This window comes from Anabaena azotica FACHB-119 (genome assembly GCF_014697625.1).
Classification (GTDB): Bacteria; Cyanobacteriota; Cyanobacteriia; order Cyanobacteriales; family Nostocaceae; genus Trichormus; species Trichormus azoticus_A.
On record NZ_JACJSG010000086.1, the window covers coordinates 1 to 14768 of the forward strand.

11 protein-coding genes and 1 CRISPR repeat array are annotated in these 14768 nt (G+C 41.6%); of the genes, 9 read left to right on the forward strand and 2 right to left on the reverse strand.

Features of this window, described 5'->3' with window-relative positions:
- Positions 1 to 223: 223 nt before the first annotated feature.
- From H6G83_RS33310 to hypB, 9 genes are all read left to right on the forward strand, one after another.
- Entirely contained in the window at positions 224 to 700 is a 477-nt protein-coding gene (locus H6G83_RS33310; protein ID WP_190480208.1) for a NifU family protein, read from the forward strand.
- A gap of 175 nt (positions 701 to 875) precedes the next feature.
- A complete protein-coding gene (locus H6G83_RS33315) occupies positions 876 to 2045 on the forward strand; it encodes an NHL repeat-containing protein (RefSeq protein ID WP_190480225.1) in 1170 nt (389 codons plus the stop codon).
- 26 nt (positions 2046 to 2071) lie between these two features.
- Positions 2072 to 4540, forward strand: coding sequence for a carbamoyltransferase HypF (gene hypF / locus H6G83_RS33320; protein ID WP_190480210.1), 2469 nt, complete (start codon positions 2072 to 2074; stop codon positions 4538 to 4540).
- 44 nt (positions 4541 to 4584) lie between these two features.
- A complete protein-coding gene (locus H6G83_RS33325) occupies positions 4585 to 4833 on the forward strand; it encodes a HypC/HybG/HupF family hydrogenase formation chaperone (RefSeq protein ID WP_190480212.1) in 249 nt (82 codons plus the stop codon).
- A gap of 142 nt (positions 4834 to 4975) precedes the next feature.
- Positions 4976 to 6124, forward strand: a complete 1149-nt coding sequence (gene hypD / locus H6G83_RS33330) for a hydrogenase formation protein HypD (RefSeq protein WP_190480214.1) — start codon at positions 4976 to 4978, stop codon at positions 6122 to 6124.
- A gap of 52 nt (positions 6125 to 6176) precedes the next feature.
- Entirely contained in the window at positions 6177 to 6392 is a 216-nt protein-coding gene (locus H6G83_RS33335; protein ID WP_011321271.1) for a tautomerase family protein, read from the forward strand.
- 194 nt (positions 6393 to 6586) lie between these two features.
- Positions 6587 to 7690, forward strand: a complete 1104-nt coding sequence (hypE, locus tag H6G83_RS33340; protein ID WP_190480216.1) for a hydrogenase expression/formation protein HypE — start codon at positions 6587 to 6589, stop codon at positions 7688 to 7690.
- Positions 7691 to 7708: 18 nt separating this feature from the next.
- The gene (locus H6G83_RS33345) at positions 7709 to 8050 is read left to right on the forward strand and encodes a hydrogenase maturation nickel metallochaperone HypA/HybF (protein ID WP_190480218.1); all 342 of its coding nucleotides are present in this window, start codon (positions 7709 to 7711) and stop codon (positions 8048 to 8050) included.
- A complete protein-coding gene (gene hypB / locus H6G83_RS33350) occupies positions 8041 to 8859 on the forward strand; it encodes a hydrogenase nickel incorporation protein HypB (RefSeq protein WP_190480220.1) in 819 nt (272 codons plus the stop codon). Before H6G83_RS33345 ends, hypB begins: the two co-directional genes overlap by 10 nt.
- Positions 8860 to 9335: 476 nt before the next feature.
- Positions 9336 to 11524: direct repeats of the CRISPR family, unit length 37 nt; unit sequence GTTTTAATTAACATGAATCCCTATCAGGGATTGAAAC.
- A 277-nt stretch (positions 11525 to 11801) separates the two neighbouring features.
- On the opposite strand, the gene H6G83_RS33355 is transcribed toward hypB, so the two are convergent.
- Together H6G83_RS33355 and H6G83_RS33360 are read right to left on the reverse strand one after the other, a co-directional pair.
- The gene (locus tag H6G83_RS33355) at positions 11802 to 13187 is read right to left on the reverse strand and encodes a UDP-glucose dehydrogenase family protein (RefSeq protein WP_190480222.1); all 1386 of its coding nucleotides are present in this window, start codon (positions 13185 to 13187) and stop codon (positions 11802 to 11804) included.
- A 142-nt stretch (positions 13188 to 13329) separates the two neighbouring features.
- Complete coding sequence (locus tag H6G83_RS33360) at positions 13330 to 14265, reverse strand: UDP-glucuronic acid decarboxylase family protein (protein ID WP_190480223.1); 936 nt, start codon at positions 14263 to 14265, stop codon at positions 13330 to 13332.
- Positions 14266 to 14768 lie beyond the last annotated feature (503 nt).

The window sequence follows — 14768 nt, forward strand, 5'->3', positions numbered from 1 at the left end:
TATCAGTTATCAGTTATCAGTTATCAGTTATCAGTTATCAGTTATCAGTTATCAGTTATCAGTTATCAGTTATCAGTTATCAGTTATCAGTTATCAGTTATCAGTTATCAGTTGACAGTGAACTAATGACTAATGACTAATGACTATTGACTATTGACTATTGACTATTGACTATTGACTAATGACTATTGACTATTGACTATTGACTATTGACTATTGACTAATGACTAACCTAGAAGATTTAGTAACAGAAATTAGCCGCTATGAAGCTATCATTTCCGAGTGGGATGAAACTCAGCGTGGCGTGGTGGTGGGTTTGAAAAGGGCTATTGAGGATTTACATAAGGAAGCTTTGACAAGGTTGATTAAAAGTGTCAAGCAAGAATCTTTACCAGCGTTACAAAATGCGGTGAAAGATGAGGTAGTCTATGGAGTTTTGCTTTATCACGAGTTAGTAAAACCACCAAAGCCACCGCTTTTACAACGTGTACAAGCAGCCCTTGAAGAAATTCGCCCAGGGTTGAAAAGTCATCATGGAGATGTGGAATTAGTCGCCATTAAACCACCGGATACCGTAGAAGTCAGGTTGATAGGAACTTGTAGTAATTGCCCATCTTCCACCTTGACATTATCCCAAGGAGTGGAACAGGCAATTAAAGCATTATGTCCCGAAATTGTGACAGTAATTGCAGTTAAGTGATAAATAGCGATCAGCTATGCTGGGCGGTTACGCCATCGCAGTTACATTCTACAACATCCCCATCCTCTTAAATAAACTTACTCCCTTCCTTTCTTTTGCGTCTTTGCGCCTACCCTGCGGGAACGCCTAGCGGCGAATGCGTGAGCCAAAAAAATTCCCCATTACCACACCAACATTGCAACCAGAACTAACAACACCGCAAAATTTACTCCTATCACCCCAAGGCGCGGAAATAATATTAGGTGATATTCCCAACCCTGAATTATTAGCCATTCCCCTAGCGCCAACTCCTACTACAATGTTTGGGCCTCGTGGTGCTTGTTTAGTATCAGAAACAGGCCCTTTATGGGTATCAGATACAGGACATCATCGCTTATTAGGTTGGCGTAATTTACCCACAGTAGATAGCCAAGCGGCGGACTGGGTAATTGGACAACCAGACTTTTATCATGAGGGACAAAATGCTAAAGGTACACCGGGAAAAGCTACCGTTAGTGTACCGACGGGTATTTGTGTATGTGACTCAGGTTTAGCTGTTGCTGATGCTTGGAATCATCGGGTGTTAATTTGGTATAAATTACCAGAAGATAGCAATGTTCCGGCTGATTTGGTGTTAGGACAAGCCAATTTTACTGATAACGAACCGAACCGAGGTAAGCAATTAGCTGATGCCAATACTATGCACTGGCCTTATGGTGTATTCTATCATCAAGGACAACTATTTGTAGCGGATACTGGTAATAGAAGGTTGTTAATTTGGCAGCAGTTTCCAACAGAAAATGGACAAAGCGCTGATATAGTTTTGGGACAGCCGGATATGATATCTCGGAATGAGAATGGCGGCGGTTCTCCCACGGCGGCGAGTATGCGCTGGTGTCATGATATAGCGATTTGGGATGATAATTTAGTTGTCACCGATGCGGGTAATAATCGAGTGATGATTTGGCAAGGAATACCTACAGAAAATAATGCGCCTTGTGCGGTGGTGTTGGGACAAAAAAGTTTTGCTTTTGTGGAGATGAACCAAGGGGTTTATTTTCCTGGTGCGGGTAGTTTAAGTATGCCTTATGGGGTAGCTGTGGGTGGAGATTGGTTATTGGTGGCGGATACTGCTAATTCCCGGTTGCTAGGATGGAGGAAGAGAGAGTCAATCTTATTATTGCAGGGGGCGGTGGCGGATGCGATCGCTGGACAAAATTCTGTCCACTCTAAAAGCGAAAACCGTAACTTTGGGTTGCCTACCAGGGATAGTTTAAATTGGTGTTACGGGATAAAGGTTTGTGGGAATAGGGCGGTAATATCTGATTCGGGGAATAATCGGATTTTGTTGTGGCAATTTCGGTAGAGATATTGTGAATTACGAATTATTTTATGGGGATTGAGGAAATCAGAGTTTGTGGTACTGTCCAAGGGGTAGGGTTTCGTCCTACTGTGTATCGTTTGGCGAAAGCCTGCGGTTTGCGGGGAGATGTATGTAATGATGGACAGGGTGTGTTAATTCGCGTCTCTGGTAGTGCAGCAGCTTTAACAGAATTTGTGGTGAAATTACAACAAGAATGTCCACCATTGGCAAAAATTAGCGAAATTATCAGAACACCTTGTGAGGGTGAATTTAATTTTGATGATTTTGTCATTTCTGGTAGTGTTAGTGGTGTCGCTAGGACAGAAATTGCACCAGATGCGGCTACTTGTCCCCAATGTCAGCGAGAAATATTTGACCCTTTTAGCCGCTTTTATCGTTATCCCTTTACTAACTGTACTCATTGCGGCCCCCGTTTGAGTATTATTCTTGCTATTCCTTATGATAGATGCAATACCAGTATGTCTGCGTTTGTCATCTGTCCTGAGTGTGAGAAGGAATACCATGATATCGAAAACCGTCGCTTTCACGCCCAACCTGTAGCCTGTCACACCTGCGGCCCCAAGGCTTGGTTAGAAAGGGCTGATGGTAAACCTGTGACTGCTTCCATGTTCTCAATGTTGGATGATGTGGATGCTGTTTGTACTTTGTTGCAGAAGGGTGAAATTGTCGCTATTAAAGGGATAGGTGGTATTCATTTAGCTTGCGATGCAACGCAAGAGGCGGCTGTACAGAAATTGCGTCAGCGTAAGCAAAGATATGCTAAACCCTTCGCATTAATGGCGCGGGATATTGCCATTATTGAACAGTATTGCATTGTTAATGATATAGAAAAAGAACTATTAGCAAGTCCCGCCGCACCAATTGTTTTGTTGGAGAAAAGGGGACTGGAGAAGGGGGAATGGGGAATGGGGAATGGGGAATGGGAATACAAGCTAAATAATTCTTCCCCCACTCCCTCATCTCCCCCATCTCCCCCCACTCCCTCATCTCCCTCATCTCCCCCATCTCCCCAGCCCATCGCCCCATCTGTCGCCCCAGGACAAAATACTCTGGGTTTCATGCTACCTTACACACCATTGCATCATTTAATTCTCAAGCGGATGAATCGTCCAATTGTGTTAACAAGTGGTAATCTGGCTGATGAACCGCAGTGTATTGATCATGATGAAGCTAGGGAGAAATTAGGACAAATAGCTGATTATTTCTTATTACATAATCGGGAGATTGTGAACCGAATAGATGATTCTGTGGTGCGGGTGGTTGAAAATAAAACTCAAGTAATTCGTCGCGCTAGGGGTTATGCACCAGCACCGATTAAATTACCTCCAGGTTTTGATAATGTTCCCCAGGTTTTAGCAATGGGGAGTGAGTTAAAAAATACCTTTTGTTTATTACGTGAAGGAGAAGCAATTTTATCTCAGCATTTGGGTGATTTAGAAAAGGCAGCAGCGTTTAATGCTTATCAAAATACCCTCAATTTATACCTGAATTTATTTCAACACCAACCGCAGGCGATCGCTATCGATTTGCACCCCGAATATCTATCAACTAAACTCGGCAAAGAACTAGCAGCCGCTAATACAATCCCCATCCATTCTATCCAACATCATCACGCCCATATTGCCGCTTGTTTGGCAGAAAATAACATTCCTTTAAATGCACCACCAGTTTTAGGTATTGCTTTTGACGGTTTAGGTTATGGTGCAGATGGTAAACTTTGGGGTGGAGAATTTCTTTTAGCTGATTATCGGCAATTTCAACGCCTAGCTACATTTAAACCAGTGGCAATGATTGGTGGTAAACAAGCAATTTATCAGCCTTGGCGTAATACCTACGCCCAGTTATTAAGCGCCAATCTTTGGGATATTTGCCTACAACAATACAGCGAGTTAGAAATTATCAAAATTTTACAACAAAAACCGATAAATTTACTCAATCAACTTATAGAACAGCGTATTAACAGCCCTGTTGCTTCTTCTGTAGGACGGCTGTTTGATGCTGTGGCGGCGGCTGTTGGCATTTGTCCAGAACAATGTAGCTATGAAGGACAGGCGGCGATCGCACTACAAGCCCTAGCCGATATCCCCACATTAAATAATCCTAAAGAAATAGGAATATATCCCTTTCAGATTACCTTTTCGGATAGTATTTATTGTATAGACCCTCGCCCCATGTGGCAATTATTGCTTGATGACTTACAACAGCGAACTCCTCAACAAGTTATAGCTGCCAAATTTCATCTAAGTTTAGCTAATGCCATTGTGGAAACAGTCAAAAAACTCCGTCAAGACAACTTATTTACTCAAGTCGTCTTGACAGGAGGAGTATTTCAAAACAGCACCTTATTACAACTAGTGACCAAGCAATTACAAAACATAAAAATAAACGTCCTCACCCACAGCTTAGTCCCGACAAACGACGGTGGAATATCGCTAGGGCAAGCAGTCATAACAGCAGCAAAAATTTTAACTAATTAAAATTATCTCTGTGCCTGACAAATCTCTACAAAAGGTCTATATAAATGTGTTTAGGAATTCCAGGGCAAATAGTAGAAATTACCGACATCAACCATAAACTAGCGATAGTCGATGTTGGTGGAGTCAAACGCCAAGTAAACATCGCCTGCATCGTAGATGAACAACATCCCCCCGCAGCTTGTTTAGGAGATTGGGTATTAGTTCATGTCGGCTTCGCCATGAATAGAATTAACGAACAAGAAGCCGCCGAAACCCTAAAGTTATTACAAGAAATTGCATCAGTTATCAGTTGACAGTTATCAGTTATCAGTTATCAGTTATCAGTTATCAGTTATCAGTTATCAGTTATCAGTTGTCAGTTGTCATTAGTCCATTTCTTCCCTTTCCCCTTTCCCCTTTCCCCCTTCCCCCTTCTCCTTCCCCAACACCCAACCTATGAAATACGTAGATGAATTTCGGGAACCAGAAAAAGCTGAAGCGTTACGTCAGGAAATTGCCAAACTCAGCCAGCAAATAAATAAACATATCAAAATTATGGAAGTATGCGGCGGGCATACTCACTCTATTTTTAAATATGGTATTGAGGAAATCTTACCAGCCAATATTGAACTAATTCATGGCCCAGGTTGCCCAGTCTGTGTGATGCCAAAGGGGAGATTAGATGATGCGATCGCTATCTCTCAACACCCCAATGTCATCTTAGCAACCTTTGGCGACACCATGCGCGTCCCCGGTTCCCAAACCAGCCTCCTGCAAGCTAAAGCGCAAGGCGCAGATATCCGCATGGTGTATTCGCCCCTAGATAGTCTGCAAATTGCTAAAAATCACCCCGATAAACAAGTCGTATTCTTCGCTTTAGGTTTTGAAACCACAGCCCCCAGTACCGCATTTACCATCCTGCAAGCGGAGGTAGAAAACATTACTAATTTTAGTATGTTTTGTAATCACGTCCTGGTAATTCCCGCCCTGCAAGCTTTATTAAATAACCCCGAATTACAACTAGATGGATTTATCGGCCCTGGTCATGTGAGTATGGTAATTGGCACTGACCCTTATGAATTTATCGCCCAACAATATCATAAACCCATAGTTGTTTCCGGTTTTGAACCATTAGATATTTTGCAGTCAATTTGGATGCTGTTACAACAACTAGTAGAAAATCGCTGTGAAGTAGAAAACCAATATAATAGATTAGTGCAGAAAGCTGGGAATCAAATAGCCTTAGAAGCTATCAACAAAGTGTTTGCCGTCCGCGATAAATTTGCTTGGCGCGGCTTAGATGAAATTCCCAATTCTGGTTTCAGAATTAGAGATGAATATGCCCAATTTGATGCTGAATTAAAATTTACCATACCTAACTGCAAAGTCGCAGACCACAAAGCCTGTCAGTGTGGCGAAATTCTTAAAGGAGTCCTCAAACCTTGGCAATGTAAAGTATTTGGTACAGCTTGCACACCAGAAACACCAATAGGTACTTGTATGGTGTCTTCAGAAGGAGCTTGTGCAGCATACTATAAATATGGCAGATTCTCGAAAATGCCAAAACAAACAACCGAGAAGCCAAAAGTGACTATCTCTTCATAACCTCCACAAAAGCAGCGAAACTCTACATAACCACACTGCGAGGAAAATTTCTATGCCATTTGTCACCGTCAAAATTGCCAGAGGACATTCCATCGAAAAAAAACGGCATTTAGTAGAAGCTATTACTAACGCCTTAGTCACAGCTTTAGATACTAAACCGGAGTGGATAACCGTTCACATTGATGAATTTGAACGAGAAAACTGGGCTGTCAATGGTATTTTACACTGCGATCGCCACCGTGGTAGACACGACGAAACAGGTAGGTAAAACCCTTATATAATCTATGAAGGTTGGTAATGGGTAATGGGTAATGGGTAATTGGTAATTGGTAATGATAGAAAAAAAATTACCAATGAAGCTCAACCTATTACCGACCAAAGTAGCCATATTATAAGTAATTAGTCGAAGGATATTACACAAAATTAATCCTAAGAAAGATTCTTAATTACGAATTATTAAAAATGGATTTTCCCCCCAACAACATCGCCCAAAATTCCCTATTCCAAAAAATCTCCCAACCCCGCCGTCGCCCAGCTAAAGTTAGAGATACACATATCACACTGGCGCATGGAAGTGGCGGTAAAGCCATGCGCGACTTAATTGATGATATCTTTATTAGTAACTTTGATAATCCCCTACTTTCCCAATTAGAAGACCAAGCCAGCTTCAATTTATCCACTCTTTTACAACAAGGAGATAGACTAGCTTTTACCACAGATTCCTATGTAGTAGACCCATTATTTTTTCCTGGTAGTGATATAGGAGAATTAGCAATAAACGGTACAGTTAATGATTTAGCTGTGAGTGGTGCTAAACCTTTATATCTTACTTGTAGCGTAATTTTAGAAGAAGGACTAGCAACCGAAACCCTCAGACTTGTCGCCAATAGTATGAAAGCCGCCGCCCAAAAAGCTGGTGTGCAAATTGTCACAGGGGACACCAAAGTTGTCCCTCGTGGCTGTGCTGATAAACTCTTTATTAACACTGCTGGTATTGGCATTATTCCCGCCGGAATTAATATTTCTGCACACAATATTCAACCGGGAGATGCCATAATTATTAATGGTGAAATAGGTAATCATGGAGCAGCAATTTTAATCGCCCGTGGGGAATTAGCTTTAGAAACTGATATAGAAAGTGACTGTCAACCATTACATGAACTAGTAGCAACCATCCTCAAGGTCTGTCCTCAAGTTCATGCGATGCGAGATGCTACCAGGGGTGGTTTAGCCACAGTTTTAAATGAATTTGCTGCCACTTCTCAAGTAGGAATAAGCCTAAACGAAGTATCTATTCCTGTGCGGGAACAAGTGAAAGGAATTTGTGAAATTTTGGGTTTAGACCCATTATATTTAGCCAATGAAGGCAAATTAGTACTTGTCGTCAAGAGTGAACAAGCGCCAACAGTCCTATCCGCAATGAAATCTCATCCATTAGGGCAAAATGCTTGTATCATTGGTGAGGTGATTGCTTCTCCTCCAGGGGTGGTATTGTTAAAAACGCCTTTTGGAACAGAACGGATTGTTGATATGCTAGTGGGCGAACAATTACCACGAATTTGTTAGAAGCAAGTAGGGCGTTTCATGCACGAACTAGGAATTACGCAAAATATTGTAGCTATTGTTAATGAATATGCTCAAGGCTCAAAAGTGAGCCGAGTTTTAGTAGAAATTGGCAAGCTGTCTGCTATTATGCCAGATGCTATCCGATTCTGTTTTGATATTTGTAGTCAAGGTACAGCATTAGAAGGCGCAGTATTAGAAATACTGGAAATTCCTGGTTTGGCTAAGTGTCGTCAATGTGGTACAGAAATGGCTTTAGAAAAACCATTTGGGATCTGTGGCTGTGGTAGTGTGCATTTAGATTTAATTACTGGGGAAGAACTAAAAATTAAGGAGATAGAGGTCGAAGAACTATGTGTGTAACCTGCGGTTGTTCTGATGATGCTGAAGGTAGAATTACTAATTTACAAACAGGTGAAATGACACACAACTATCATCATAGCCATACTTTGCCAGATGGCACTGTGATTACTCACTCGCACGACCCTGAACATGAAGCATCACAAATTCATGCGAAAATTCATGGCACAACTATATCTCTAGAACAAGAAATTTTAGGCAAAAATAACCTATTAGCAGCCCAAAATCGCGGCTGGTTTAAAGGTCGAAATATTCTTGCCCTCAATTTAATGAGTTCCCCAGGTGCAGGGAAAACAACTCTGTTAACTCGGACTATCAATGACCTCAAGCAACAATTATCTATCACTGTCATTGAAGGCGACCAAGAAACAATTAATGATGCCGAAAAAATCAAAGCAACAGGCTGTAAAGTTGTGCAAGTTAACACGGGTACAGGCTGTCATTTGGATGCGGCGATGATTGACAGGGCTTTACAACAGTTAAATCCGCCGCTAAACTCAGTATTAATGATTGAAAATGTCGGTAATTTAGTTTGTCCAGCTTTGTTTGATTTGGGAGAAGCGGCGAAAGTCGTCATTCTCTCGGTGACGGAAGGAGAGGATAAGCCCATCAAATATCCCCATATGTTCCGCGCTAGTGAGATAATGATTCTGACGAAAATAGATTTATTACCTTATGTGCAGTTCGATGTCCAGCGTTGTCTAGAATATGCCCTACAGGTAAATCCCCATATGCAGATTTTCCAAGTTTCTGCAACCACAGGTGCGGGGTTGGATATTTGGTATAAGTGGTTGAGGGAGAAGGTAGGTTAGGGGACAGGGGACAGGGGACAGGGGACCTGACAGGTGTAGGTTTTTTATTGGTGTTCCAAAAACTTTGGTTTTAGGGTGTAGGGGTGTAAGGGTATAGGGGTGTAGGGGTGAATGAAACAGCGATTTTCTCGTTAGTTTTAGAGTCCTTACTCACTGCTAGATTAAAAACCTACACTTGTGAGGGACAGGGGACAGGGTGAAATTTGCTGTGGTGTGATGGGGAACTTTGCGTCAACCTGTAGGTGTTTTTTTGGAAGGAGCAAATTTTTGGCGGCAAACCCTTATGCTGTCTAGGTTTGAGGCGTTTTGCTGAGAAATGAGGTTGACGCAAGTCTGGAAATGCTTACTGGGACTGAGTTTTACGGTTTTTTTCTATGACCCTCTTGACAAAGCGATCGCTCAAAAGCTACTTTAGGTTGAGATTGACGAAACCGCACCTTGAAAACCAAATATATCAAGCCTTCCAGACCTGGGCAGTTTTAATTAACATGAATCCCTATCAGGGATTGAAACGAATGCTTTGTGTAAGGAACTAGGATTACAGCAAGGTTTTAATTAACATGAATCCCTATCAGGGATTGAAACTGCTCAATAATCCCAATGATACCTTCAATGAATTGGTTTTAATTAACATGAATCCCTATCAGGGATTGAAACCTCTAGCTTCTGAGGTGTTGAGCTTGCCTAGCTTTGAGTTTTAATTAACATGAATCCCTATCAGGGATTGAAACAATCCCATATACGGCGGTAATTGTATGGGATTGGTTGTTTTAATTAACATGAATCCCTATCAGGGATTGAAACCGAGATTAGAACAACAGCAAACGATGACGACCTAGTTTTAATTAACATGAATCCCTATCAGGGATTGAAACACAGTATGAAGCAAGGAAAGTATTGTATGAAGATAGTTTTAATTAACATGAATCCCTATCAGGGATTGAAACCCCGCTTTACTGTCAGCAGTGCCAGCTAGCCGTGTTGCGTTTTAATTAACATGAATCCCTATCAGGGATTGAAACTAACTTCTGGTAGTCCGTTCGTTGCTCCATTAAGTTTTAATTAACATGAATCCCTATCAGGGATTGAAACCGAATCAATCCTCTCTTGAGCTTTTGCTATCCAGTTTTAATTAACATGAATCCCTATCAGGGATTGAAACAGCGCGGCCTTGACCAAATCATTATTGAGAATGCCGTTTTAATTAACATGAATCCCTATCAGGGATTGAAACGACTACTCTTACTAACGAAGTGGTCAACCGCTCCCGTTTTAATTAACATGAATCCCTATCAGGGATTGAAACGTATATGAAACAGAGACAATGCCAGAGACAAGCGGTTTTAATTAACATGAATCCCTATCAGGGATTGAAACAGATAACAATCAGCCAAGTATAGATGGTACAGTTTTAATTAACATGAATCCCTATCAGGGATTGAAACAAAGTAGCGGCGGTGATCGCCTTCTTCGACATCGTTTTAATTAACATGAATCCCTATCAGGGATTGAAACACCCCCCAAGGCCAGGTAAGACTTGAATTTTGGGTTTTAATTAACATGAATCCCTATCAGGGATTGAAACAACACATACACATCAACAGAGCTTGGTTTTTGTTTTAATTAACATGAATCCCTATCAGGGATTGAAACTGCGTATCCTTCATATTCCTCGTAGCGATCGCCAGTTTTAATTAACATGAATCCCTATCAGGGATTGAAACTCGCTATCAAAACCAAGTGCATCATTTTCCCATTGTTTTAATTAACATGAATCCCTATCAGGGATTGAAACGTTGCAGATTAAAATATTCTTCATCTTCAACATGTTTTAATTAACATGAATCCCTATCAGGGATTGAAACATATTACCTCATCTACCTAAACTAACCTGACGGTGAGTTTTAATTAACATGAATCCCTATCAGGGATTGAAACTTCACTAGCCACCGGGGCAAGTTTGTCTCTTCCCCGTTTTAATTAACATGAATCCCTATCAGGGATTGAAACAACAGAAGACACAATTTTTAAATCTTTGGCCTGGTTTTAATTAACATGAATCCCTATCAGGGATTGAAACAAGTACTTGGCTGGTTTCCGGGGATTGGGGATTGGGTTTTAATTAACATGAATCCCTATCAGGGATTGAAACATCTGGTAATGACATGATTTTATTAATTAGTTAGTTTTAATTAACATGAATCCCTATCAGGGATTGAAACAACTAAAGCGATCGCCTAGCTTCTTCTTGTGTTTTAATTAACATGAATCCCTATCAGGGATTGAAACCTGAGATACGGCTATTAACAAATTACCGCATCGTTTCGTTTTAATTAACATGAATCCCTATCAGGGATTGAAACGCACTTTGATAAGGAATAGCAGCAGCCGGAGCCGCAGAGGATGCGAGTTTTAATTAACATGAATCCCTATCAGGGATTGAAACGAGGATGCCGAAGACGCGATCGCCCAAATTCAAATTAAGGTTTTAATTAACATGAATCCCTATCAGGGATTGAAACATTCACTCAAGAAAAATGTGACTCTTTGGGGAAGTTGTTTTAATTAACATGAATCCCTATCAGGGATTGAAACCTCAATTCCTCTGGGATTCCCCAATCGAGAAAAGTTTTAATTAACATGAATCCCTATCAGGGATTGAAACGCAAATATCCTACCGAAAACTGGGATTAAGATGTGTTTTAAATAAACGTGAGTTCGATGAACCTCTCCCTCCCAACCTCCCTCTCCTCGTAGGAGAGGGAGGAGAAAAGAAAAAATCCCCCTCTTACTCCCCTCTCCTCGTAGGAGAGGGGTTGGGGGTGAGGTCAAAACAACGCTGGTCGAACTCAGGTTAATCAAGAAAAAATAAATACCGCCTAGTATTTACTAAGCGGTATCGAGAGTGATTTAACTACTCAAACTCTTTGGATAAAATACTTCTATCTTCCCACACCGACATATTGGAAGCCGGCGCGTACCATAGTTTCAGGGTCAAGGAAGTTACGACCATCGATAACCACAGCATTATTCATCAACTGAGCCATCTTAGCGTAGTCGAGGGTGCTAAACTGGTTCCATTCGGTTACGAGTACCAAAGCATCACAACCATCAGCTAAACGCTCGGCATCAGTTTCTACCAATACACCAGAAAGACCATGACGCATTCCAGTTTGGGAAATGATGGGGTCATAGGCTTTAACTTTAGCACCCAAGCGGTTGAGTTGCTCAATTAAGTTCAAAGCTGGCGCATCGCGTAAGTCGTCGGTGTCGGGTTTGAAGGTTAGACCCAGTAAACCGACGGTTTTACCCTTGAGGATTTTCAGAACTTGCTGGAGTTTTTCTAGCGCAATCAAGCGTTGACGTTCATTAACACTAACAGCAGATTTTAATAGCTGGGCTTCATAACCGTAATCATCGGCGGTGTGAATTAGCGCGGATACGTCTTTGGGGAAGCAGGAACCACCCCAACCGATACCAGCTTGTAAGAACTTGTTACCGATGCGGGAGTCTAAACCAATACCTTTGGCGACTTGGGTGACATCAGCACCAACGCGATCGCAAATATTCGCGACTTCGTTGATGAAACTAATCTTAGTTGCCAAGAAAGCATTAGCCGCATACTTAATCATTTCTGCGGAACTGAGGTCTGTAGCTAGGATGGGTACAGGGGGTAAAGATTGGTTTTCCGCGAATTTACGCTCAACAATGGGGGCGTATAATTCTGTCATCATCGCGATCGCTCTAGAGCTATTACCACCCAAGACAATGCGATCGGGGTTGAATGTGTCGTATACTGCGGAACCTTCGCGCAAGAACTCTGGGTTACTAACTACATCAAACTGAGGTAGTTCAGGTAATCTATCCTCAACCCCACCACCTGCGGTAACGAGGGTTTTTTGACGTTCAGCAATTCCATCTAGAACAATCATCCGCACCCAGTCACCAGAACCAATAGGTACTGTAGATTTATTAACAATTACTTTATAACCACCATTAAGATTAGCACCGATACCACGGGCTACAGCTTCAACATAGCGGGTATCACTTTCACCAGTAGGTAAAGGTGGTGTACCAACAGCAATAAATAATATTTCTCCGTGGGCTACCCCTGCTGCCAAATCTGTGGTAAACTCAATTCTCCCAGCTTGGATAGCCGACTGCATAATTTCTGAAAGTCCAGGCTCAAATATGGGTGATTGCCCAGCTTTCATCAGCTTAACTTTTTCTTCGTTGTTGTCAACACAAATCACATTATGCCCGATGTGAGCTAAACAAGCTCCTGTAACTAAGCCGACATAACCAGTACCGATTACACATACACGCATTTTGTTTAACTCCTCACTGAGGGTGATTTTTAAAACAAACCAAGTGTCAAAATGACACTTACACTACTTTTGGGTGGCGCTGTTGCTAAAAAACTGGCAAGCATTTTAGAACAGCGCTTCAGGCTGTTAGTTAGCCTGTATCCTAGACTGCACTCTTGATGCGATCGCGGAAATCTTCTATCGTCAGTTTTAACCCTTCTTGCAGAGGAATTGTCGGTTCCCAATTTAACAAGGTTCTGGCTTTGGTTATATCTGGCTGGCGACGACGTGGGTCATCAGCAGGCAAAGGTTCAAACTTGATCTGTGCATCTGGATTGATCAAATTTTGCACAGCTTGTGCCAATTCCAGAATAGTGTATTCACCAGGATTTCCTAAATTGACTGGCCCCACATAGTCGCTATTCATCAAGCGAATAAAACCTTCTACCAAGTCAGATACGTAGCAGAAACTACGAGTTTGTGAACCATCTCCGTACACAGTCAGAGGAGTCCCACGTAAAGCTTGAACGATAAAATTACTTACCACCCGCCCATCGTTTTCTAACATTCTTGGGCCGTAGGTGTTGAATATACGAACAACTCGAATATCAACTTTGTTTTGTCTGTAGTAATCAAATGCTAGAGTTTCGGCAATTCTTTTACCTTCGTCGTAGCATGAACGAATACCGATAGGGTTGACGTTACCTCTATACTCTTCTGTTTGGGGATGAATCTCTGGATCACCGTATACTTCGCTAGTGGAAGCCAAGAAAAATCTAGCCTTAACACGCTTGGCTAACCCCAACATATTCAACGTACCCATAACGTTAGTTTTAACGGTTTTTACTGGGTTGTACTGATAATGTACTGGAGAGGCTGGGCAAGCCAAATGATAAATTTGGTCTACTTCTAACCGAATTGGTTCAGTGATGTCATGGCGGATAAGTTCAAATTGTGGATGATTCATCCATTTTTGAATATTGCGCTTGTCGCCTGTATAGAAATTGTCTAAGCAAATAACTTCATGGCCTTCAGGTATTAGTCTATCAATCAGATGAGAACCAATAAACCCCGCACCGCCTGTCACCAAAATTCTCATATGTTCCCAGTTACTTACAGATAGTGTTGGTCGCTGTTGATTGCGTTTCTAAACAATTTAACCCAGATATGACAATACAGCACGTACAAGACTAATCAAGATTCTTGCTTGCGTATACTTACTTTTTTAAATTTTTATGAATCCAATTCCCTTAGAAAAATAACAAACATTGTCAAGAAGTTTGTATGTTTTAACTCAGACTTCATCAAATCTTCAACAAAATAAAGTCTTGTGAGAGTAAGTCGTGAACTTGGGGGAAGGGGGAAAGGGGAAGGGGGAAAGGGGAAAGGAAAAATACTGCTTCCTCATCTCCCCCATCTCCCTCATCTCCCTCATCTCCCCCATCCTTTCAAGGGCAGGTTTTTTACACTTCGACCCAAAAACACTGATTTTAGGGTGTAGGGGTATAAGGGTGTAGGGGTGTAGGGGTAGATGAAAGTCTGATAATTTACTGAATCTTATAGTCCTCACTGATTACTTTATGAAAAACCTGCCCTTAAGAG